Consider the following 21,203-nt stretch of genomic DNA (forward strand, 5'->3'; position numbering starts at 1 on the left):
GACGCCTGCGGAGCCCGCGCCCCGGGCACCCGCCGGAGGCGGTGCCCCCGGGCGCCTGCGAGTCGCCTGTCGGGCCGACGGCAACCGCCCGCGGAGTGACGGAGGAAGCACGGCGGTGGGTCGGCGGCCGTCCGTCGGCGGTGAGCAGTCTCATCCGTCACGCGTCACGGGTCACCTCTTACCCCTCACCCCTCACTCACGTCCGGTCTCCTGCCGAAGTCGCCCCAGGTGTGCGGCAACCGGGCGCGCCCGACGCGGGATTCCCGTGCCGGCGTCCGCGAGTCCCGTGCGCCCGTGCTCCCGGAAGGCAGGGCGGGCGTTCAGCCGTCCGCCGTCGCCGCTCTTTGCGGGGCCAGCAGCGCGGGCAGCCGCGTCGTGCGCGGTTTCGCCGGTACCTCGGCCACCGCGCGCGGCAGCGCCTGCTCCACGCCGTGCACGACCGACAGGTGCCGGTCCGCCCTGCCGAACGCCGTGTAGACCCACGGACGGCTCAGCAGGCCCGCCGCGTCCCCCGGCAGCACCACGACCACCGCGGGCCACCGGCAGCCCACCGCCTGGTGCGCGGTCAGCGCCCAGCCGTGCCGCACCGAGCGCTCCACCCTCTCCCTCGGCACGAGCACGGCCTCGCCCGCGCAGGACAGGTGCAGCCCCTCGGCGTCGGCGCGCAGGACCCGGCCCGGCACCGTGCGGCCGGGGACGGGGGAGTAGGCGATCCGGTCGCCGGGGTCGAAGCCGCCGAAGCGCCCGGGGCCTGGGTTGAGGCGCTCCTTGAGCGCCGCGTTCAGCGCCCGGGTGCCGACCGCGCCCCCGTGTCCCGGGGTGATCACCTGTGTCTCCTCGGCGGGAACCCCGATCGCGCGGGGCACGGAGTCCACCACGAGCTGCACCGTGCGGTGCACGGCCTCGCCCGCGTCCCGCACCGGCACGATCACGACCTCCTTGCCGGGAGCCTCGACCTGGAGCAGCTCACCGGCCCCGATACCCGAGACCAGCTCGCCCAGTGGGCCGGGATCCGGCCGCCGGGAGGCCACCTGAGGGCAGACCCGCGACGCCAACAGGTCCCCGAACACCCGGCCCGGACCGGCCGATCCCAGCACTCCCGGGTCCCCGGCCAGCACCAGGCGGGCCCCGTCCGGCAGCGATTCCGTGAGCAGCGCGGCGGTCTCCACGTCCAGCTGCGGTGCGTCGAGCACGACCAGCAGGTCCAGTGCGAGGGTTCCCTCGGCGTCCCGGCCCGGCCCTTCGGCGCCGGACAGCAGTCCGCCGACCGTGGTGACACCGGACTCCTCCGCGCCGCCGGATCCGCCCAGCAGCGCGGCGAGGGAGTCCCGGCCGGTGGGGCCGTGGGTGGCCGCCCAGGCGCGCAGCCCCAGGCTCCGCGCGGCCCGCAGCAGCGCCGCCGGCTCGGCGGCCGAGGCGGCGCCGCCGGTGTGCAGCACGAGGCCGTGTCCGGCGACGGCCCGGATCAGGTCGGCCGCGGCGCCCTCGGCGGAGCCGGCCGCCCGCTCCCAGTCGGCGGTGGAACCGTCCTGCTTCGGCACCGAGCCGACCAGCCGGGCCAGCCCGTCGGCCAGGCTCTCCTCGGCCAGCGCGTACCGCTCCAGACCCACCAGGACGCGGACCGGACGCTCCTCACCGTCGTCCCCGTCCTCCGGGTCCTCGCCGTCGTCCCCCGTCCCCGCAGCCGCGGCGGGTGGGGTGGCCGGTGCTTGACGGCCGTCGTCCAGGGCGTCCTGGAAGACCAGAACGTCCGCCTCCGCGATCGCGTCCTGCACGGCCGTCTCCGCGTCCGGCACGCCCTGCCGCGCGAGCGCGGCCGTCAGGGCCGGGAGGTCCAGGGCGGTGTGGCCGGCCGTCGCGGCCTGCTCCAGCAGCCAGACGGTGACCGCCCGCCCCCGGCGGCCGTCGTCCGGTCCGGTCTCCGGCCCGAGCAGGGACCGTGCGAAGCCGTCGGCCTGTTCGGGCCGCACCCCGGCGACCCGCAGCAACTGCCAGGGGTCCGCCCGCAGTGCCTCGGCGGCGCCCTCGCCCAGCACGGCCGCCGCGGGCCCGGCCAGTGCCTCGGGAGCGCCGCCCCGGACCAGGACCTCCCGCACGGCACCGACGGCCTCGGGAGCGGGAGCCGCCTCGGCGGGCGCCGCCACCGGGGCCCGGCGCACCGGCTCCGGGGCCGGGCGCCGGGGCGCGGGCTCGGCCTCCTCGAACACCGTGGCGCGCACCGGCCGCGCCCCGCTCTCCACGGCCCGCACGGCGGCCAGCAGGTCGGCCGCCGTCCCGCTGAGCTTCGCCCCGGCCTCGACCGGCCCCTGCTTCTGCGCCTTGCGCCGCTCGATCCGCTCCCGCTCGATCTGCTGCGCCAGCAGCTCCGCCTCGGCCTCGGACACCTGCGCGCCCTCCGCGGCGGTGCCCTCGCCGGACGGTCCGTCCGCCGCGGCCTCTCCCTCCGATTCCCCGTCGGCGGCCTCCCTCTCCGGCACGTCCCCGCCCGTGGCCTCCCCCTCCGGCACGTCCCCGCCCGCGGGGACCGCTTCCGGGGCGTCCGCCGCGGTCGTCCCCGTCATTCCCGCCAACTCCGTCGTCCCCGCGTCGTGGTCCCAGGCGGCCGGTGCGTCCGCGTGCCGACCGGTCTCCGCCCCGCCCGGCGTCCCCGGCCCGGTCTCCGCCCCGCCCGGCGTCCCCGGCCCGGTGTCCTGAGCGGTCTTGGACGGCTCCGTGCTCACAGCGTGCTCCAGTCGTGATCGGGATAGCGGTGCACGGGAGCCGACACGTCGTCGAGCGCCCGGCAGATCTCGTCAGGAAGACTAAGCGCCTCCACTGACAACGCCGCCGCGAGCTGCTGCGCGGTGCGCGCCCCCACGACGGGCGCGGTCACGCCGGGCCGGTCCCGCACCCAGGCCAGGGCGACCTGGAGCGCGGTCACCGCGAGCCCGTCCGCCGCCGTGGTCACCGCGTCCACGATGCGGGCGGCCGTGTCGTCCAGGTACGGAGCGACGAACGGCGCCAGGTGCTCCGAGGCGCCGCGCGAGTCCGCCGGCGTGGCGTCGTTGCGGTACTTGCCGGTCAGCACGCCCCGGCCGAGCGGCGAGGACGGCAGCAGCCCGATCCCCAGGTCGAGCGCGGCGGGCAGCACCTCCCGCTCCACGCCGCGCTGCAGCAGCGAGTACTCCATCTGGGTGCTCGCCAGCCGGGTGCGCGGGCCCGGTGCGGCCAGCTGCCAGGTCGCCGCCTTGGCCAGCTGCCACCCGCAGAAGTTGGACACCCCGGCGTACCGGGCCCGCCCGCTGGCGACCGCCGTGTCGAGCGCCTGGAGGGTCTCCTCCAGCGGGGTGTGCGGGTCGTAGGCGTGGACGTGCCAGACGTCCACGTACTCGGTGCCCAGCCGGGCGAGCGAGGCGTCCAGGGCGGAGAGCAGGTGGCCGCGTGAGCCGTCGAAGCGCCGGTCGGGGTCCCGGACGCTGCCCGCCTTGGTCGAGATGACCAGGTCCCGGCGCGGCACCAGGCCGTCCATCAGCTTGCCGAGCAGGTACTCGGACTCGCCGTCGCCGTACACGTCCGCGGTGTCGACGAGGGTGCCGCCCGCTTCCCAGAAGGTCTTCAGCAGGTCCGCGGCGTCGTGCTCGTCGGTGTCCCGACCCCAGGTCAGGGTCCCGAGCCCGATCCGGGACACACGCAGGCCGGTACGGCCGAGATGCCTCTGCTCCATGGACGCCGAGATTACTGGCCGGGGACGACGATGTGGGGGCCTGTGGACAACGATTTCCACAGGTGCGCGGAGCCGGCCGGGCGGGGTTCCCGGACCGGCCCGGCGGGGCGCCCGGGTGCGGGCCCACCAGGCCGCCGGCGGTATAGGGTCGGCGGACAAGCGACGTTACTCATCGGTAAGGGGAGAGGGTCATGCAGCTCGGGATCAACCTCGGCTACTGGGGCGCCGGAATGGACGCGGACAATCTCGCCGTGGCGCAGGAGGCGGACCGCCTCGGCTACGCGGTCTGCTGGGCCGCGGAGGCCTACGGGTCCGACGCCGCCACCGTGCTCACCTGGGTCGCCGCCCAGACCGAACGGATCGACGTCGGTTCGGCCATCTTCCAGATCCCCGCGCGTCAGCCGGCGATGACCGCGATGACCGCCGCCACCCTCGACTCCCTCTCCGGTGGCCGCTTCCGCCTCGGCCTCGGCGTCTCCGGTCCGCAGGTCTCCGAGGGCTGGTACGGCGTCAAGTTCGACAAGCCGCTGGCCCGCACCCGCGAGTACGTCGAGATCATCCGCAAGGCGATGACCCGCGAGCGGCTGACGCACGACGGTGAGCACTGGACCCTCCCGCTGCCCGGCGGCCCCGGCAAGCCGATCAAGCTCACCGTGCACCCGCAGCGCGAGCACATCCCGCTGTACATCGCCGCGATCGGTCCCAAGAACCTGGAGCAGACCGGCGAGATCGCCGACGGCGCCCTGCTGATCTTCCCCGCGGCCGAGCACCTGGAGGAGACCGCCGTGCGGCACCTGCGCGCGGGCCGCGAGAAGGCGGGGAAGACCCTCGACGGCTTCGACATCTGCCCCACCGTCCCGCTCGCCGTGGGCGACGACAAGGACGTCACCGCGCTCGCCGACACCTTCCGGCCCTACACCGCCCTCTACGTCGGCGGCATGGGCAGCCGCAAGCAGAACTTCTACAACCAGCTCGCCCGCCGCATGGGCTACGAGCAGGAGGCCGCCGAGATCCAGGACAAGTACCTGTCCGGCGACAAGCAGGGCGCGGCCGCCGCCGTCCCGCACGACCTGATCGACAAGACCACGCTCCTCGGCTCCGTCGACCGCATCGCCGACCGGATGAAGGCCTACGCCGCCGCCGGGGTCACCACCCTCACCCTCGCCCCGGCCGGCTTCACGCTCGACGAGCGCCTGGCGTCCCTGCGCGCGGGCACGGAGGCGCTGGAGCGGGCCGGCCTCGGCTGAAGCCCCACGGCCGTGGTGGGGGCTCGGGGGTCTTCCCCGCCACGGCCGTCACGCGGTACAACGCCCCCGGGGCGCCGCGGTTACGGCCGGGCCGCCCCGGCGTGACACCGGCCTCAGACCCCCGCCCCCACCGGGGCACCGGACCCGGCCCGTCCCCCGGACGGCGCAGTCGCCCGGTGCACCTGTTGCGGCCCGCCGCGCCCCGGCAGTTGACTCGACTCCTGCGAGCCCGTGGGAGAGGTGGTCACGATGCTGTCGGCCCGAAGTCTGTTCCAGGAGATCCTCGACGACGACGAGTCCTTCGCCCTGTTCTGCTCGATCGCCGCGAGCGGCGAGGCGCAGGGCGGCTGGGAGAACGCCCGCATCGCCGCGCTGGTGCCCGAGGAGCAGCGGGAGCTCGCCCCCAGGATCGCCCGGCACGGCGCCGACGAGGACAAGCACGGCCGCATCTTCCGCGCCCTGATGAGGAAGCGCGGCGTCGACCCCGTCCCCGTCCCGCCCGAGACCGACTACACGATGCTGCTGGAGCGGCGGGGCATCGGCCTGGCCCACTCCCGGCTGCGGCGCGACGAGGCGCTCACCGTGCGGGACATCGTCACCTACCTCGCCCACAGCCGGGTCACCGAACAGCGCGCGTCCGAGCAGATGCGACTGCTCCTGAAGCACTTCGCCGACCACCCGGAACTCGGCCGCGCGGTCCGCGCGATCTCCCGGGACGAGGACAACCACCTCGCCTACTGCCACGAGGAACTCCTGCGGCTCGCCCGCGCCGGCCACGGGCGCGCCATCCAGCGCACCCTGCGCGCCTGCGCGCTCGCCGAGATCGCCGTCCACCGGGACGTCGGACTGGCGGTCATGACCCACATGGGCCGCATCCTGGGCTGGTCCGCGGCCCGGTCCGCCCTCCTGGCCGCGGGCATCCACGCGCTGTACGCCTACGAGCGCGTGGCCGGCTGGCGCCGCATGGTCTCGCTGACGATGCCGGAGCGCCGCGACGCCCTGGGCGGGCCGGCGAGCCCCGTCCCCGAGTTCGCCTGACGGCCGCCCGCCGCCCGCTCGCCCGCCGCTCCCTCGCCCGCAAGGGGAGGGCCCGTTCGCCCGAGCGGGTCACATCCACCCGCGCCGCTTGAACGTCCGGTACAGCACCACTTCCAGCACCACCATGAACAGCAGCACCACGGGATAGGCGCCGGCCCACCGGAGTTCGGGCATGTGCTCGAAGTTCATGCCGTAGATGCCCGCGATCATGGTCGGCACCACCGCCATCGCGGCCCACGCGGAGATCTTCCGCATGTCGTCGTTCTGCCGCACGCCCACCCGGGCCAGGTGCGCCGACAGGATGTCCGACACCAGCCGGTCCAGCCCGTCCACCGAGTCGTTGACCCGCGTGAGGTGGTCCTGCACGTCGCGGAAGAACGGCCGCGCCTCGGCAGCCACGAACGGCACCCCCGCGCCGAACGCCCCGTCCCCCGCGAGCCGCGTCATCGGCGTCGTCAGGGGGCCCGTCGCCCGCCGGAACTCCAGGATCTGCCGCTTGAACGTGTAGATCCGCGAGGCGGTGTCCTTCGACCCCTCGTCCTCCGGGTCGAACACCTCGGTCTCCAGTTCCTCCAGGTCGTTCTGCAACTCGGCCGCCACCTCCAGGTAGTGGTCCACCGCGGCGTCCGCGATCCCGTACAGCACCGCCGTCGGTCCCGCTCCCAGCAGCTCCGGTTCGTGCTCCAGCCGGTCGCGCACGGCCGCGAGCGGGGCGCCCTCGCCGTGCCGGACGGTCACCGCGAAGCCGTCACCGAGGAAGACCATGACCTCCCCCGAGGAGACCGTGTCGCTCTCCGGCTCGTAGGCGACCGGCTTGAGCACGACGAACAGCGAGTCGTCGTAGACCTCCAGCTTGGGCCGCTGATGGGCCTTGAGAGCGTCTTCCACGGCCAGCGGGTGCAGGCCGAACTCCCGCGCCACCAGGTCGAACTCGTCCGCGTCCGGCTCGTGCAGCCCGATCCAGACGAAGCCGCCCGCCGCCCGCGCCTGCTCCAGCGCGTCGGAGAAGTCCCCGGGCGCCTTCGTCCGCCGCCCCTCCCGGTACACCGCACAGTCGACGATCACGGACCGCATTCCCCCTTCACCGGCACGGCACCACACCGGTGCGTGCGCCTACCCTGGGCCGCATGCCCACCTTGCTCCTGGTCCGGCACGGACGCTCCACCGCCAACACCGAGGGACTGCTCGCCGGCCGCACGCCGGGCGTGGCCCTCGACGACCGCGGGGCCGAGCAGGCCGCCGCGCTGCCCGCCCGCCTGGCGGAACTCCCGCTCAGCGAGGTCGTCGTCAGCCCGCTGCAGCGCTGCCAGGAGACCGTCCGGCCGCTGCTCGACGCCCGCCCGGGCCTCACCGCGCACACCGACGACCGCATCGGCGAGTGCGACTACGGCGACTGGGCGGGACGCAAACTCGCCGAACTCAGGGACGAACCCCTCATGGAGGTGGTGCAGGCGCACCCCTCGGCGGCGGCCTTCCCCGGCGGGGAGTCCCTGCGCGCCATGCAGACCCGCGCCGCCGAGGCGGTACGGGAGTGGAACGCGCGCGTGGAGCACGACCACGGCGCCGACGCCGTCTACCTCATGTGTTCGCACGGGGACATCATCAAGTCCCTCGTCGCCGAAGCACTCGGACTTCATCTCGACCTCTTCCAGCGGATCACCGTTGAACCGTGTTCCATCACCGCGATCCGTTACACCCGGCTGCGCCCCTTCCTCGTCCGCCTGGGCGACACCGGGGACTTCGCCTCCCTGGCGCCCCGCGAGGAGCCGCCGGCCGAGGACGCCCCGGTCGGGGGCGGTGCGGGCGCACCGTGATCGTCGGCCGCAGTAGGGTGAAGCGGTCGCAGCCGTGGTCCCCATGAACCGACGCCCGTGCCCACCACTCTCAATGGAGACAGGACGTGTCCCGTCAGGTGTTCCTCTACGACCAGCCGGAACGTTTCGTGGCCGGTACGGTCGGACTGCCAGGGCGCCGTACGTTCTTCCTCCAGGCCTCAGCCGGTTCCCGCGTGACCAGCGTGGCCCTGGAGAAGACCCAGGTCGCGGCGCTCGCCGAGCGCATGGACGAACTGCTCGACGAGGTCCTGCGCCGTAGCGGAGGCAACGCCCCCGTCCCCGCCGTGGCCCCCGCCGACGTACCCGACACCGACCCGCTGCGGACCCCGGTGGAGGAGGAGTTCCGGGTCGGCACCATGGCGCTGGCCTGGGACGGCGAGGAGCAGCGCATGATCGTCGAGGCGCAGGCCCTCGTCGAACTCGACGCCGAGTCCGAGGAGGACCTCGCCGAGGCCGAGGAGCGGATGCTCCAGGACGAGGAGAACGGGCCCCCCATGCTGCGGGTCCGCCTCACCGGGGCACAGGCCCGGGCCTTCGCCAAGCGCGCCCTGGACGTCGTCAACGCCGGGCGCCCGCCGTGCCCGCTGTGCAGCCTCCCGCTCGACCCGGAAGGACACGTATGTCCGCGCCAGAACGGATACCGCCGCGGAGCGTGACCACCGCCGACCCCGCCGTCACGACCCTGCTCGCCGAGGGGGAGCTGACCGTGCGCGGCCGCATCCCCCAGGCGTCGAACACGGCGCTGTACTGCACCGTCACCCATGAGGGCCGCGAGGCCGCCTGCGTCTACAAGCCGGTCGCCGGGGAGCGCCCCCTGTGGGACTTCCCCGGCGGCACCCTCGCCGGACGGGAGGTCGCGGCCCACCTGGTGTCCGCCGCCACCGGCTGGGACCTCGTGCCGCCCACCGTGCTGCGCGACGGCCCCTACGGCGAGGGCATGTGCCAGCTGTGGGTGGAGACGGTGCCCGGGGACGCGCTGCTCGCCGTGGTGGAGCGCGAGGAACCCGAGCCGGGCTGGAAGGCCATCGGCTTCGTCGACACCGGGGACGGCGGCACCGCCCTCCTGGTGCACGCCGACGACCCGCGGCTGCGCCGGCTGGCCGTGCTCGACGCCGTCATCAACAACGCCGACCGCAAGGGCGGCCACCTGCTGCCCGCGGCCGGCGGCCGGCTGTACGGCATCGACCACGGCGTCACCTTCCACACCGAGGACAAGCTGCGCACCCTGCTGTGGGGCTGGGCGGGGGAGCCGCTGACCGAGGAGGCCCGCGAGGTGCTCACCGGCCTCGAGACGGCCCTCGCGGACGGCGGCCCGCTGACCGCGGCGCTCGCGCCGCTGCTCTCCGCCGAGGAGATCGGCGCCACCCGGGCGCGGGTGGCCGCGCTGCTCGCGTCCGGTACGCACCCGGCGCCGAGCGGGCAGTGGCCCGCGATCCCCTGGCCCCCGTGTGACCGGGACCCGGAGGGCACGTCGGGGCGGTCGCGCGCAAGAGTGCCTCCACGGCCATCCGGCCCGCTCCGGTTCGTATCCGGAACTCCGGTCCGGTTAGGCTCGCTCCATGCATGCCTGGCCCGCTTCCGAAGTCCCCGCCCTGCCCGGCCGGGGCCGCGACCTGAGGATCCACGACACCGCGTCCGGCGGCCTCGTCACCCTCGATCCCGGTCCCGTCGCCCGCCTCTACGTGTGCGGCATCACCCCGTACGACGCGACCCACATCGGGCACGCGGCGACGTACAACGCGTTCGACCTCGTGCAGCGCGTGTGGCTCGACACGAAGCGGCAGGTCCACTACGTCCAGAACGTCACCGACATCGACGATCCGCTGCTGGAGCGGGCGGACCGCGACGGCGTCGACTGGGCGGCCCTCGCCGAGCAGGAGACCGCCCTGTTCCGCGAGGACATGACGGCCCTGCGGATGCTCCCCCCGCGGGACTACATAGGCGCCGTGGAGGCCATACCCGACATCGTCCCGCTCGTGGAGCGGCTGCGGGAGCTGGGCGCCGCCTACGAGGTCGAAGGCGACATCTACTTCTCCGTCGAGTCCGACCCCCACTTCGGCGAGGTCTCCCACCTGGACGCCGCCGCCATGCGGCTGCTCTCGGCCGAACGCGGCGGCGACCCGGACCGGCCCGGCAAGAAGAACCCCGTCGACCCCATGCTCTGGATGGCCGCCCGTGAGGGCGAGCCGAGCTGGGACGGCGGCTCGCTCGGGCGGGGCCGCCCCGGCTGGCACATCGAGTGCGTCGCCATCGCCCTCGACCGCCTCGGGATGGGCTTCGACGTCCAGGGCGGCGGATCCGACCTGGTCTTCCCGCACCACGAGATGGGCGCCTCGCACGCCCAGGTGCTCACCGGCGAGTTCCCCATGGCCACGGCGTACGTGCACGCCGGCATGGTCGCCCTGAACGGCGAGAAGATGTCCAAGTCCAAGGGCAACCTGGTCTTCGTGTCCGCCCTGCGGCGCGAGGGCGTCGACCCGGCCGCCATCCGCCTGGCCCTGCTCGCCCACCACTACCGGGCCGACTGGGAGTGGACCGACCAGGTCCTCCAGGACGCCCTGACCCGGCTCGGCCACTGGCGCGCGGCGGTCTCCCGCCCCGACGGCCCGCCTGCCGACGCCCTGGTCGACGAGATCCGCGAGGCCCTGGCGAACGACCTGGACGCCCCGGCGGCCCTGGCTGCCGTCGACCGCTGGGTGGTCAGCCAGGAGAGCGGGGGAGGCACGGACGCGGGCGCGCCCGGAGTCGTCTCCCGCGCCGTCGACGCCCTGCTCGGCGTCGCGCTGTAGCGGGCGCGCGGTCCGGCGCGCCGGCAGTGATCAGGGCTCCCGCCCGCGGGCGGGAGCCCTGATCACTGTCACTCCTCCGACGGCTCCTCGCCGTCCCGTTCGGCGCCGCCGCTCTCCGTCTCCGTCTCCGTCTCCGGCTTCGGCGGCCTGGAGGGCCTGGCCCGGCCGCCCGGGCCCTCTCGCCGGTAGGGGGCCGGTCCCTCGCCGCCGTCGGTGGCGTGCCCGCCGGGCGCCGGGCCCGACGCCCCGTCACGACGCCGCAGGTACCGTTCGAACTCCCGGGCGATGGCCTCGCCCGACGCCTCGGGCAGCTCGGCGGTGTCCCGGGCCTCCTCCAGGGACTGCACGTACTCGGAGACCTCGCTGTCCTCCGCGGCCAGCTGGTCCACGCCCACCTGCCAGGCCCGCGCGTCCTCGGCCAGTTCGCCCAGCGGGATGCGCACGTCGATCAGGTCCTCCAAGCGGTTCAGGAGGGCCAGCGTGGCCTTCGGGTTGGGCGGTTGCGACACGTAGTGCGGGACCGCCGCCCACAGCGACACCGCCGGGACGCCGGCGTGCGTGCACGCCTCCTGGAGGATGCCGACGATGCCCGTGGGGCCCTCGTACTTGGTCTCCTCCAGGTCCAGGCGGCGCGCCAGGTCCGGGTCGGACGTGGTCCCGCTGATCGGTACCGGACGGGTGTGCGGGGTGTCGCCGAGCAGGGCGCCCAGGACGACCACCATCTCCACGCCGAGTTCGTGGGCGAAGCCGAGGAGCTCGTTGCAGAACGAGCGCCACCGCATCGACGGCTCGATCCCGCGGACCAGGACCAGGTCGCGCGGCTTGTCGCCGCCCACCCGGACCACCGACAGCCGCGTCGTCGGCCAGGTCACCTTGCGGACCCCGCCGTCCATGAACACCGTCGGACGGTTGACCTGGAAGTCGTAGTAGTCCTCGGCGTCCAGCGCCGCGAACACCTCGCCCTTCCATTCCCGCTCCAGGTGCGCGACCGCGGTGGAGGCGGCGTCGCCGGCGTCGTTCCAGCCCTCGAACGCGGCCACCATGACCGGGTCGATCAGCTCGGGAACCCCCTCGAGCTCGATCACCCAGCGCCTCCTTCCGACGTGCCCTCGCGTACCCCCCAACCTTACGGCGTGCCGTGGGGACGCCCGCAGCCCCCGTGCGGGGGGAGTGCCCCCATGACTGCCCCGTGAGTCACCCGGACACACGCGTGTCCCCCGGGCGCGCCGCCCGGGGGACAGGTGTGAACTCCCGTGCGGTGCCGCCGGGGTGACGCCGCGACCGGGCCGGAGCACCGTCACCGGCAGCGGGCCGGGGCGCAGCGGGCGGACGGCGGCACGCGAGGAGGGGCGGCCCCCGTCGGCGTGGGACCGCCCCTCCTCCCGTTCCCGCCCCCCGTGCGGGACCGGATCCGGCTCCCGCCGACGGCGGGGCCGCGGGCTACTTGCCGTCGAGCAGGTCCTGGACGCGGCCCCGGACCTCGTCCGTGGCCAGGCCGCGGATCGTCAGCGTGGTCCGGCGCCGCAGCACGTCCTCGGCCGTCTCGGCCCACTCGTGGTCCCGGGCCCACACCACCTGCGCCCAGATCTCCGGGGCGTCCGGGTGCACCCGCTGCGCCAGCGCCGGGTCGTCGTTGGCCAGCCGGGCGATGTCGAACGCCAGCGAACCGTAGTGGGTGGCCAGGTGCCGGGCGGTGTCCGCCGCCATGCGGGGGCCGGGCGCCGGTCCGTCGACCAGCAGCCGGTGGGCGACCGCGCGCGGGTTGGCGACCCCCGGCAGCGGCAGCTTCCTGGGCAGCGACGCCACCGGCTCGAAGTCCTCGCCCAGCGGGTGCCCCGGCAGCGACTGGAGCTTCTGCATCACCGTGCGGCCGATGTGCCGGAAGGTGGTCCACTTGCCGCCCGCGACGGACAGCATGCCGGCCCGGCCCTCGGTCACCACGGTCTCCCGCTTGGCCTTGGCGGTGTCGCCGGGGCCGCCCGGCAGCACCCGCAGCCCGGCGAAGGCGTAGGTGATCAGGTCGCGGTCGAGCTGCTGGTCGCGGATGGAGAACGCGGCCTCGTCGAGTATCTGGGCGATGTCCTTGTCGTTGACGGCGACGTCCGCCGGGTCGCCCTCGAACTCCTCGTCGGTCGTGCCGAGGAGCAGCATGTCCTCCCACGGGAGGGCGAAGGTGATGCGGTACTTGTCGATCGGCGTGGCGAGCGCGGCCTTCCACGGCGAGGTCCGCTTGAGGACCAGGTGGGCGCCCTTGGACAGGCGGATCGACGGCGCGGCGGCCGGGTCCTCCATGCGGCGCAGGTGGTCGACCCACGGTCCGGTCGCGTTCAGCACCAGCCGGGCGTTCACGCCGAACTCGTCGCCGGAGAGCCGGTCGCGCAGCTCGGCACCGGTGACCCGGCCCTGGGTGAAGCGCAGGCCGGTCACCTCGGCGTGGTTCAGGACGACGGCGCCCGACTCGGCGGCCGCGCGGACCGTCATCAGCGCCATCCGCGCGTCGTTCATCTGGTCGTCGCCGTAGACGGCCACGGCCTTGAGGTTCTCGGTGCGCAGTTCCGGCACGTCACGGGCGGCCTTGGCGGGGGAGAGGAGGTGGCCGACGCCGTCGCCGAAGGCCGACAGCGCCGAGTAGGCGAAGACGCCGGCCCCCAGCTTCGCCGCGCCGTGCGGCCCGCCCTTGTACACGGGGAGGTAGAACGTGAGCGGGTTCGACAGGTGGGGGGCCACCTGCCGGGAGACCGCACGGCGCTCGAAGTGGTTCTCCGCGACCAGCTTCACCGCGCCGGTCTGCAGGTAGCGCAGACCGCCGTGGAGCAGCTTGGAGGAGGCGGAGGAGGTGGCGCCGGCGAAGTCGCCGGCGTCCACCAGTGCCACCCTGAGGCCGGACTGCGCGGCGTGCCAGGCGGTGGAGATGCCCAGGATGCCGCCGCCGATCACGAGGAGGTCGTACGACGCCTTGGAGAGCCGCTCCCGGGTCTCGGCCCGGCTCGGGTTGGAGCCGGAGGCCGGGTGCGTCCCCAGGGCAGGCACGGACTGCAGGGTGGACTGAGTGGTCATGTCGGGTGTGTGCTCCTCGTCAGTCTTCGTCGTCGATCCAGCCCATGGTCCGCTCGACGGCCTTGAGCCAGCTCTTGTACTCGCGGTCGCGGGTGTCCGCGTCCATCCGGGGCGTCCACTCGGCGGCCCGCCGCCAGTTGGCGCGCAGGTCGTCGGTGCTGTTCCAGAAGCCGACGGCGAGGCCGGCGGCGTAGGCGGCGCCGAGGCAGGTGGTCTCGGCGACCATCGGGCGCACCACGGGGGCGTCCAGGAAGTCCGAGAGGGTCTGCATCAACAGGTTGTTGGAGGTCATGCCGCCGTCGACCTTGAGGGCGGTCAGCTCCACCCCGGAGTCCTTCGTCATGGCGTCCGCGATCTCCCGCGTCTGCCAGGCGGTGGCCTCCAGGACGGCGCGTGCGAGGTGCGCCTTGGTCACGTACCGGGTGAGGCCGGCGATCACACCGCGGGCGTCGGAGCGCCAGTACGGGGCGAACAGGCCGGAGAAGGCCGGCACGAAGTAGGCACCGCCGTTGTCCTCGACCGAGAGCGCGAGCGTCTCGATCTCGGCGGCGGTGGAGATCAGGCCCATCTGGTCGCGCATCCACTGCACCAGCGCGCCGGTGACGGCGATCGAGCCCTCCAGGGCGTAGACCGGCTGCTGTCCGCCGATCTGGTAGCCGACGGTGGTCAGCAGCCCGCTGTAGGAGTTGATGATCTTGTCACCGGTGTTCATCACCATGAAGGTGCCGGTGCCGTAGGTGGACTTGGTCTCGCCCTCGGAGAAGCAGGTCTGGCCGAACAGGGCCGCCTGCTGGTCGCCCAGGGCCGAGGCGACCGGGATGCCGCCGAGCAGCTCGCCCAGCCTGCCGCCCTTGATCTCGCCGTAGACCTCCGCGGAGGAACGGATCTCGGGGAGCATCGCGGTGGGCACGCCGATGGACTCGGCGATCTTCTCGTCCCACTGCATGGTGTGCAGGTTCATCAGCATGGTGCGGGACGCGTTGGTGACGTCCGTGACGTGGTGGCCGCCGTCGGTGCCACCGGTCAGGTTCCAGATGACCCAGGTGTCCATCGTGCCGAAGAGGATGTCGCCGGCCTCGGCGCGCTCCTTCAGGCCGTCGACGTTGTCGAGCAGCCACCGGGCCTTCGGGCCGGCGAAGTAGGAGGCCAGCGGCAGGCCGGTCTCGCGGCGGAAGCGGTCCTGGCCGACGTTGCGGCCCAGCTCGCGGCAGAGGGCGTCGGTGCGGGTGTCCTGCCAGACGATGGCGTTGTGGACGGGCTCACCGGTGGTGCGGTCCCACAGCACGGTGGTCTCGCGCTGGTTGGTGATGCCGATGGCCTTGATGTCGTCGCGGGTGATGCCGGCCTTCTCGACGGCACCGGCGACGACCTCCTGGACGTTGGTCCAGATCTCCGTGGCGTCGTGCTCGACCCAGCCCGGCTTCGGGAAGATCTGCTCGTGTTCCTTCTGGTCGACGGAGACGATCCGTCCGTCGCGGTCGAACACGATGCAGCGGGACGAGGTCGTGCCCTGGTCGATGGCTGCGATGAAGGGGCCGGCGGTGTGGGCGTCGGTCACTGTGTGCTCCTGGGAGTTCCTTGGTTACGGGGCTGAACGTACGGCGCTGCGGCGAGGTTCTGGCGGCCGGCGGGCATCCGGGGCTCTCAGGCGAGAGCGACGTTGTAGATGCCCGCCGCGAGGGCGCCGCCGATGAGCGGACCGACCACCGGGACCCAGGCGTAGGACCAGTCCGAGCCGCCCTTGTTGGGCAGGGGCAGGAGGGCGTGCACGATGCGCGGACCGAGGTCACGGGCCGGGTTGATCGCGTACCCGGTCGGGCCGCCGAGGGAGAGACCGATCGAGACGACCACGAGCGCTGTGATCAGTCCGCCGAGGACACCGAGGCCGTTGCCCTCGTCGTTGAGGCCCTGCGTGAGCACGGCGAGCAGCAGCACCATGGTGCCGATGATCTCGGTGGCGAGGTTCTGCACCGGGTTGCGGATCTCGGGGCCCGTCGAGAAGACGCCCAGGACCGGGCCGGCGCCCTTCTCCTGCGCCTCGACCGCCTTGGCGGTGGTGGTCTGGGCGCCCGGCCCGCCGACGATCTCCTTGTCGGTCAGGTGGACCTGGAACTGCCCGTAGTACGCCATCCAGACCAGAGTGGCACCGATCATCGCGCCGAGGAACTCTCCGGCGAAGTAGACGGGAACGTTGCTCCAGTCGCCGTCCTTGATGGCGAGGGCCAGGGTGACGGCCGGGTTGAGGTGGGCGCCGGACAGCGGCCCGGCGATGTAGACGGCCGTCATGACGGCGAAGCCCCACCCGAAGGCGATGGCGAGCCAGCCGGCGTTGCGGGCCTTGGAGGCCTTCAGCGTCACGGCGGCACACACACCGCCGCCGAGCAGGATGAGTATGGCGGTACCGATGGTCTCGCCGATGAAGATGTCGGAGCTGGACACCCGCGACTCCTTTGTCCTTCGTCCAGGGAAGCCGACCCCCGGGTCCCTCCGGGGATGGGCGCCCTCGGAAATTGAGAGCGATGCCGGCCCTTGGCGTTGCCACACTCTAGCGCGTATTGCCGGTAGGTGTTCGACAATGCCGACCGATGGACGGGAGTCTCGCCGTGGCGCGATACGTGCGTCAAGGGTCTGGTTGTCGAAAACGCGATCGTTACTGATCACGCCCCGTCAGGTGCCCCGGCGCCTCACGGACACGCGTGCGCGGGCGGCTTTCCCGGCGTCTCCCGGCGTCTCCCGGCGTTGCCCGGCGTCGCCCGGCGGGTCCGTGTCCGGCCCTCGGCTCGGTGGTGGCCGCGCGCCGGACGGGCCGGCGGCACGACGACGGCCGGAGCGCCGCCACGGCGCCCCGGTCACGGTTCTTCCCGTGTCAGAAGCGGCGCGCGCCCAGGTCCCGGGACACCGACCGCGCGCAGTCCCGCACCGCGGCGATCAGTTCCGGCCGCAGTTCGCCGTCCCGGCTCAGCCGCTCCACCGCGCCGGTCACCCCGACCGCGCCCACCGGCATGCGCCGCCGGTCGTGGATGGGCGCCGCGACGGACGCCACGCCCTCCCAGGTCTCCTCCACGTCCGCCGCGTAGCCGCGCGCGCGGGTCAGGTCGAGGACCTGCTCGAAGGAGTCCGGATCGCACACCGTGCGCTCGGTGAACGCCGTGCGGTCGCCGTCCAGCGCCTCGCTGTGCGCCACCGGGTCGTAGGCGGACAGCACCTTGCCCAGGGCGGTGGAGTGCAGCGGCTGCATGGCCCCGATCTCCAGGACCTGCCGGCTGTCGTCCGGCCGGAAGACGTGGTGCACGATCAGCACGCCCTGCTGGTGCAGGACGCCCAGGTAGACGCTCTCCCCGCTGGAGCGGGCCAGGTCGTCCGTCCACACCAGGGCGCGGGCCCGCAGCTCGTGCACGTCCAGGTAGGTGGTGCCCAGGCGCAGCAGCTCGGCGCCCAGCTGGTAGCGGCCCGAGGCGTCGTCCTGCTCGACGAAGCCCTCGTGCTGGAGGGTTCGCAGGATGCCGTGGGCCGTGCCCTTGGCCAGGCCCAGCGAGGAGGCGATGTCCGACAGGCCGAGCCGCCGCTCGCCGCCCGCGAGCAGGCGCAGCATCGCCGCCGCCCGTTCGAGCGACTGGATGTTCCGTGCCATCGCCGTACTGCCTCCGTCCCCTTCGACCGTCGACCCGCGACGCCCCTGCCGCTGTTCGGCATTGCCGAACACTACCGGTCGATGTGGACCTCCCGCCAACGGTCCGACGCCGGCGGTCGCTTCACTCGTCCCGCGCAGACGGGGTGCCGCCCATCATGGTCCGGCCCGTGGACGCTCCGGACATCGGCACCCGGTCCCGGCTACCCTGGCCGCGTGCGCCCCTGCCGGGAGGCCCCGTGACGCCTCCCCGCGCAGCCGCAAAGCCGACAGCCGTCGCATCTGAGGGAGCCCTTCACATGGCCTCGTTGCCGCAGTCCCCTTCCGCCGACAGCCGGACCCGCGTGTCCGCCCTGAGAGAGGCACTCGCCACCCGCGTGGTGGTCGCCGACGGTGCGATGGGCACCATGCTCCAGGCACAGGACCCCACGCTGGAGGACTTCGAGAACCTCGAAGGCTGCAACGAGATCCTGAACCTGACACGCCCGGACATCGTCCGTTCGGTCCATGCGGAGTACTTCGCCGCAGGTGTCGACTGCGTCGAGACCAACACCTTCGGCGCCAACCTCACGGCCCTCGGCGAGTACGACATCGCCGAACGCGTCACCGAGCTGTCCGAGGCCGGCGCGCGGATCGCCCGCGAGGCGGCGGACGAGTACACCGCCCGCGACGGACGGGTCCGCTGGGTGCTGGGCTCGATGGGCCCCGGCACCAAGCTGCCCACGCTCGGGCACACCACCTTCACCGCCATCCGGGACGCCTACCAGCAGAACGCCGAGGGCCTGCTCGCCGGCGGCGCGGACGCGCTGCTCGTGGAGACCACCCAGGACCTGCTGCAGACCAAGGCGAGCGTCGTCGCCGCCCGCCGCGCGATGGAGACCGCCGGCTTCGAGGTCCCGCTGATCGTGTCGGTCACGGTCGAGACCACCGGCACCATGCTCCTCGGCTCCGAGATCGGCGCCGCGCTCACCGCGCTGGAACCGCTCGGCATCGACATGATCGGGCTGAACTGCGCCACCGGCCCCGCCGAGATGAGCGAGCACCTGCGCCACCTGGCCCGCCACTCCCGCATCCCGCTGTCCTGCATGCCCAACGCCGGCCTGCCGGAGCTCACCAAGGACGGGGCGCGGTACCCGCTGTCCCCCGGGGAGCTGGCCGACGCGCAGGAGAACTTCGTCCGCGACTACGGCCTGTCCCTGGTCGGCGGCTGCTGCGGCACGACCCCCGAGCACCTGCGGCAACTGGTGGACCGGGTGAGCGACCTGGCCCCCGCCGAGCGCGACCCGCGTCCCGAGCCCGGCGCCGCCTCGCTCTACCAGAGCGTCCCGTTCCGCCAGGACACCTCCTACCTGGCGATCGGCGAGCGGACCAACGCCAACGGCTCCAAGAAGTTCCGCGAGGCCATGCTGGAGGGCCGCTGGGACGCCTGTGTCGAACTGGCCCGCGAACAGATCCGCGAGGGCGCGCACCTGCTGGACCTGTGCGTGGACTACGTCGGCCGCGACGGCGTCGCCGACATGAGCGAACTGGCCGGCCGGCTCGCCACCGCCTCCACCCTGCCGATCGTCCTGGACTCCACCGAGGTCGACGTCATCCGGGCCGGCCTGGAGCGGCTGGGCGGCCGGGCGGTCATCAACTCCGTCAACTACGAGGACGGCGCCGGCCCCGAGTCCCGGTTCGCCCGCGTCACCCGGCTGGCCCAGGAGCACGGCGCCGCGCTGATCGCGCTGACCATCGACGAGGAGGGCCAGGCCCGGACCGCCGAGAAGAAGGTCGAGATCGCCGAACGGCTGATCGAGGACCTCACCGGCAACTGGGGCATCCGTGAGGAGGACATCCTCATCGACTGCCTCACCTTCACGATCTGCACCGGCCAGGAGGAGTCCCGCAAGGACGGCGTCGCCACCATCGAGGGCATCCGCGAGCTGAAGCGGCGTCACCCGGCGGTGCAGACCACGCTGGGCCTGTCGAACATCTCCTTCGGCCTCAACCCGGCCGCCCGCATCCTGCTCAACTCGGTGTTCCTCGACGAGTGCGTCAAGGCCGGGCTGGACTCGGCCATCGTGCACGCCTCGAAGATCCTCCCCATCGCCCGCTTCAGCGAGGAGGAGGTCCGGACCGCCCTCGACCTGATCTACGACCGCCGCCGCGAGGGCTACGACCCGCTGCAGAAGCTGATGCAGCTGTTCGAGGGCGCCACCGCCAAGTCCCTGAAGGCCGGCAAGGCCGAGGAACTGGCCGCCCTGCCGCTGGAGGAGAGGCTCAAGCGCCGCATCATCGACGGCGAGCGCAAGGGCCTGGAAGCCGACCTGGACGAGGCCCTGCAGACCCGCACGGCACTGAGCATCGTCAACGACACGCTCCTGGACGGCATGAAGGTGGTCGGTGAGCTGTTCGGCTCCGGCCAGATGCAGCTGCCGTTCGTGCTCCAGTCCGCCGAGGTGATGAAGTCCGCCGTGGCGCACCTCGAACCGCACATGGAGAAGTCCGACGAGGACGGCAAGGGCACCATCGTGCTGGCCACCGTCCGCGGCGACGTGCACGACATCGGCAAGAACCTGGTCGACATCATCCTGTCGAACAACGGCTACAACGTCGTCAACCTCGGCATCAAGCAGCCCGTCTCCGCGATCCTCGAGGCCGCCGACGAGCACCGGGCCGACGTCATCGGCATGTCCGGCCTCCTGGTCAAGTCGACCGTGATCATGAAGGAGAACCTGGAGGAGCTCAACCAGCGGGGCCTCGCCGCCGACTACCCGGTCATCCTGGGCGGCGCCGCCCTGACCCGCGCCTACGTCGAGCAGGACCTGCACGAGATCTACCAGGGCGAGGTGCGCTACGCCCGCGACGCCTTCGAGGGCCTGCGCCTGATGGACGCGCTCATCGGCATCAAGCGCGGGGTACCCGGGGCCAAGCTGCCCGAACTGCGCCAGCGGCGCGTGCGGGCGGCCACCGTGGAGATCGAGGAGCGCCCCGAGGACGGGCACGTGCGCTCCGACGTCGCCACCGACAACCCCGTGCCCACGCCGCCGTTCTGGGGCACCCGGGTCAGCAAGGGCATCCAGCTCAAGGAGTACGCCTCCTGGCTCGACGAGGGCGCCCTGTTCAAGGGCCAGTGGGGGCTCAAGCAGGCCCGCACCGGCGAGGGCCCGACGTACGAGGAACTCGTCGAGAGCGAGGGGCGGCCCCGGCTGCGCGGCCTGCTGGACCGGCTCCAGACGGACAACCTGCTGGAGGCGGCCGTGGTGCACGGCTACTTCCCGTGCGTCTCCAAGGACGACGACCTGATCGTCCTCGACGAGGACGGCAACGAGCGGACCCGCTTCACCTTCCCGCGCCAGCGCCGCGGGCGCCGCCTGTGCCTCGCCGACTTCTTCCGGCCCGAGGAGTCCGGCGAGACCGACGTGGTGGGCTTCCAGGTCGTCACCGTCGGCTCCCGCATCGGCGAGGAGACGGCCCGGATGTTCGAGGCCAACGCCTACCGCGACTACCTCGAACTGCACGGCCTGTCAGTGCAGTTGGCGGAGGCGCTCGCCGAGTACTGGCACGCCCGCGTGCGCAGCGAACTCGGCTTCGCCGGGGAGGACCCGGCCGCCATGGAGGACATGTTCGCCCTGAAGTACCGGGGCGCCCGCTTCTCCCTCGGCTACGGGGCCTGCCCGGACCTGGAGGACCGCGCCAAGATCGCCGAGCTGCTCCGTCCGGAGCGCATCGGGGTCGAGCTGTCCGAGGAGTTCCAGTTGCACCCGGAGCAGTCCACGGACGCCATCGTGATCCACCACCCGGAGGCCAAGTACTTCAACGCCCGCTGAGGCGCGCTGAGGCCCGCTGAGGCCCGCGCACGCCTCCGTACGCCCCGGGGCACGCCTCCGGGGCGTACGGGTGCGGGGCCCCTCGCCCGGCGTG

Annotated in this window: 14 protein-coding genes and 1 pseudogene; 7 read left to right on the plus strand and 8 right to left on the minus strand. The window is 73.3% G+C overall.

Translation table 11 applies throughout. The features are described from left to right. Positions 1-320: 320 nt before the first annotated feature. Together AB0F01_RS11495 and AB0F01_RS11500 are read right to left on the minus strand one after the other, a co-directional pair. Positions 321-2,720 (minus strand): helix-hairpin-helix domain-containing protein, encoded by a 2,400-nt coding sequence (locus tag AB0F01_RS11495; RefSeq protein WP_362092901.1) that lies wholly within the window; start codon positions 2,718-2,720, stop codon positions 321-323. Then, positions 2,717-3,703: an aldo/keto reductase gene (locus AB0F01_RS11500; RefSeq protein ID WP_362092904.1), complete on the minus strand. Its 987-nt coding sequence runs from the start codon at positions 3,701-3,703 to the stop codon at positions 2,717-2,719. Before AB0F01_RS11500 ends, AB0F01_RS11495 begins: the two co-directional genes overlap by 4 nt. A gap of 191 nt (positions 3,704-3,894) precedes the next feature. Here AB0F01_RS11500 and AB0F01_RS11505 point away from each other — a divergent pair, with 191 nt between their 5' ends. Together AB0F01_RS11505 and AB0F01_RS11510 are read left to right on the plus strand one after the other, a co-directional pair. Beyond that, complete coding sequence (locus AB0F01_RS11505; RefSeq protein WP_362092907.1) at positions 3,895-4,950, plus strand: LLM class F420-dependent oxidoreductase; 1,056 nt, start codon at positions 3,895-3,897, stop codon at positions 4,948-4,950. A gap of 249 nt (positions 4,951-5,199) precedes the next feature. Then, complete coding sequence (locus AB0F01_RS11510) at positions 5,200-5,988, plus strand: ferritin-like domain-containing protein (protein ID WP_362092910.1); 789 nt, start codon at positions 5,200-5,202, stop codon at positions 5,986-5,988. A gap of 69 nt (positions 5,989-6,057) precedes the next feature. On the opposite strand, the gene AB0F01_RS11515 is transcribed toward AB0F01_RS11510, so the two are convergent. After that, positions 6,058-7,053: a magnesium and cobalt transport protein CorA gene (locus AB0F01_RS11515; protein WP_362092913.1), complete on the minus strand. Its 996-nt coding sequence runs from the start codon at positions 7,051-7,053 to the stop codon at positions 6,058-6,060. Positions 7,054-7,115: 62 nt separating this feature from the next. Here AB0F01_RS11515 and AB0F01_RS11520 point away from each other — a divergent pair, with 62 nt between their 5' ends. From AB0F01_RS11520 to mshC, 4 genes and pseudogenes are all read left to right on the plus strand, one after another. After that, entirely contained in the window at positions 7,116-7,802 is a 687-nt protein-coding gene (locus AB0F01_RS11520) for a histidine phosphatase family protein (RefSeq protein ID WP_362092916.1), read from the plus strand. An 86-nt stretch (positions 7,803-7,888) separates the two neighbouring features. After that, the gene (locus AB0F01_RS11525) at positions 7,889-8,479 is read left to right on the plus strand and encodes a DUF3090 domain-containing protein (protein ID WP_362092918.1); all 591 of its coding nucleotides are present in this window, start codon (positions 7,889-7,891) and stop codon (positions 8,477-8,479) included. Next, positions 8,443-9,270 (plus strand): annotated as a pseudogene (locus AB0F01_RS11530) (SCO1664 family protein); the annotation flags it as partial. The gene AB0F01_RS11525 and the pseudogene AB0F01_RS11530, both read left to right, overlap by 37 nt. A gap of 112 nt (positions 9,271-9,382) precedes the next feature. Then, entirely contained in the window at positions 9,383-10,612 is a 1,230-nt protein-coding gene (gene mshC, locus AB0F01_RS11535) for a cysteine--1-D-myo-inosityl 2-amino-2-deoxy-alpha-D-glucopyranoside ligase (protein ID WP_362092921.1), read from the plus strand. Positions 10,613-10,680: 68 nt separating this feature from the next. On the opposite strand, the gene AB0F01_RS11540 is transcribed toward mshC, so the two are convergent. The 5 genes from AB0F01_RS11540 to AB0F01_RS11560 form a co-directional block, all read right to left on the minus strand. Next, positions 10,681-11,697: a PAC2 family protein gene (locus AB0F01_RS11540; protein WP_362092924.1), complete on the minus strand. Its 1,017-nt coding sequence runs from the start codon at positions 11,695-11,697 to the stop codon at positions 10,681-10,683. Positions 11,698-12,052: 355 nt separating this feature from the next. Next, positions 12,053-13,669 (minus strand): glycerol-3-phosphate dehydrogenase/oxidase, encoded by a 1,617-nt coding sequence (locus AB0F01_RS11545; RefSeq protein WP_362092927.1) that lies wholly within the window; start codon positions 13,667-13,669, stop codon positions 12,053-12,055. Positions 13,670-13,688: 19 nt separating this feature from the next. Beyond that, a complete protein-coding gene (gene glpK, locus AB0F01_RS11550; protein ID WP_362092930.1) occupies positions 13,689-15,227 on the minus strand; it encodes a glycerol kinase GlpK in 1,539 nt (512 codons plus the stop codon). 86 nt (positions 15,228-15,313) lie between these two features. Continuing rightward, positions 15,314-16,108, minus strand: coding sequence for an MIP/aquaporin family protein (locus AB0F01_RS11555; RefSeq protein WP_362092933.1), 795 nt, complete (start codon positions 16,106-16,108; stop codon positions 15,314-15,316). Positions 16,109-16,535: 427 nt separating this feature from the next. Beyond that, complete coding sequence (locus AB0F01_RS11560) at positions 16,536-17,300, minus strand: IclR family transcriptional regulator (RefSeq protein ID WP_362092935.1); 765 nt, start codon at positions 17,298-17,300, stop codon at positions 16,536-16,538. Positions 17,301-17,596: 296 nt separating this feature from the next. On the opposite strand from AB0F01_RS11560, the gene metH reads away from it, so the two are divergent. After that, positions 17,597-21,109 carry a methionine synthase gene (gene metH, locus AB0F01_RS11565; protein ID WP_362092938.1) on the plus strand — a complete coding sequence of 1,171 codons (3,513 nt, stop codon included), beginning with the start codon at positions 17,597-17,599 and terminating at the stop codon, positions 21,107-21,109. Positions 21,110-21,203 lie beyond the last annotated feature (94 nt).

The sequence above is a fragment of the Streptomyces sp. NPDC029526 genome, assembly GCF_040637405.1.
Lineage (GTDB): Bacteria > Actinomycetota > Actinomycetes > Streptomycetales > Streptomycetaceae > Streptomyces.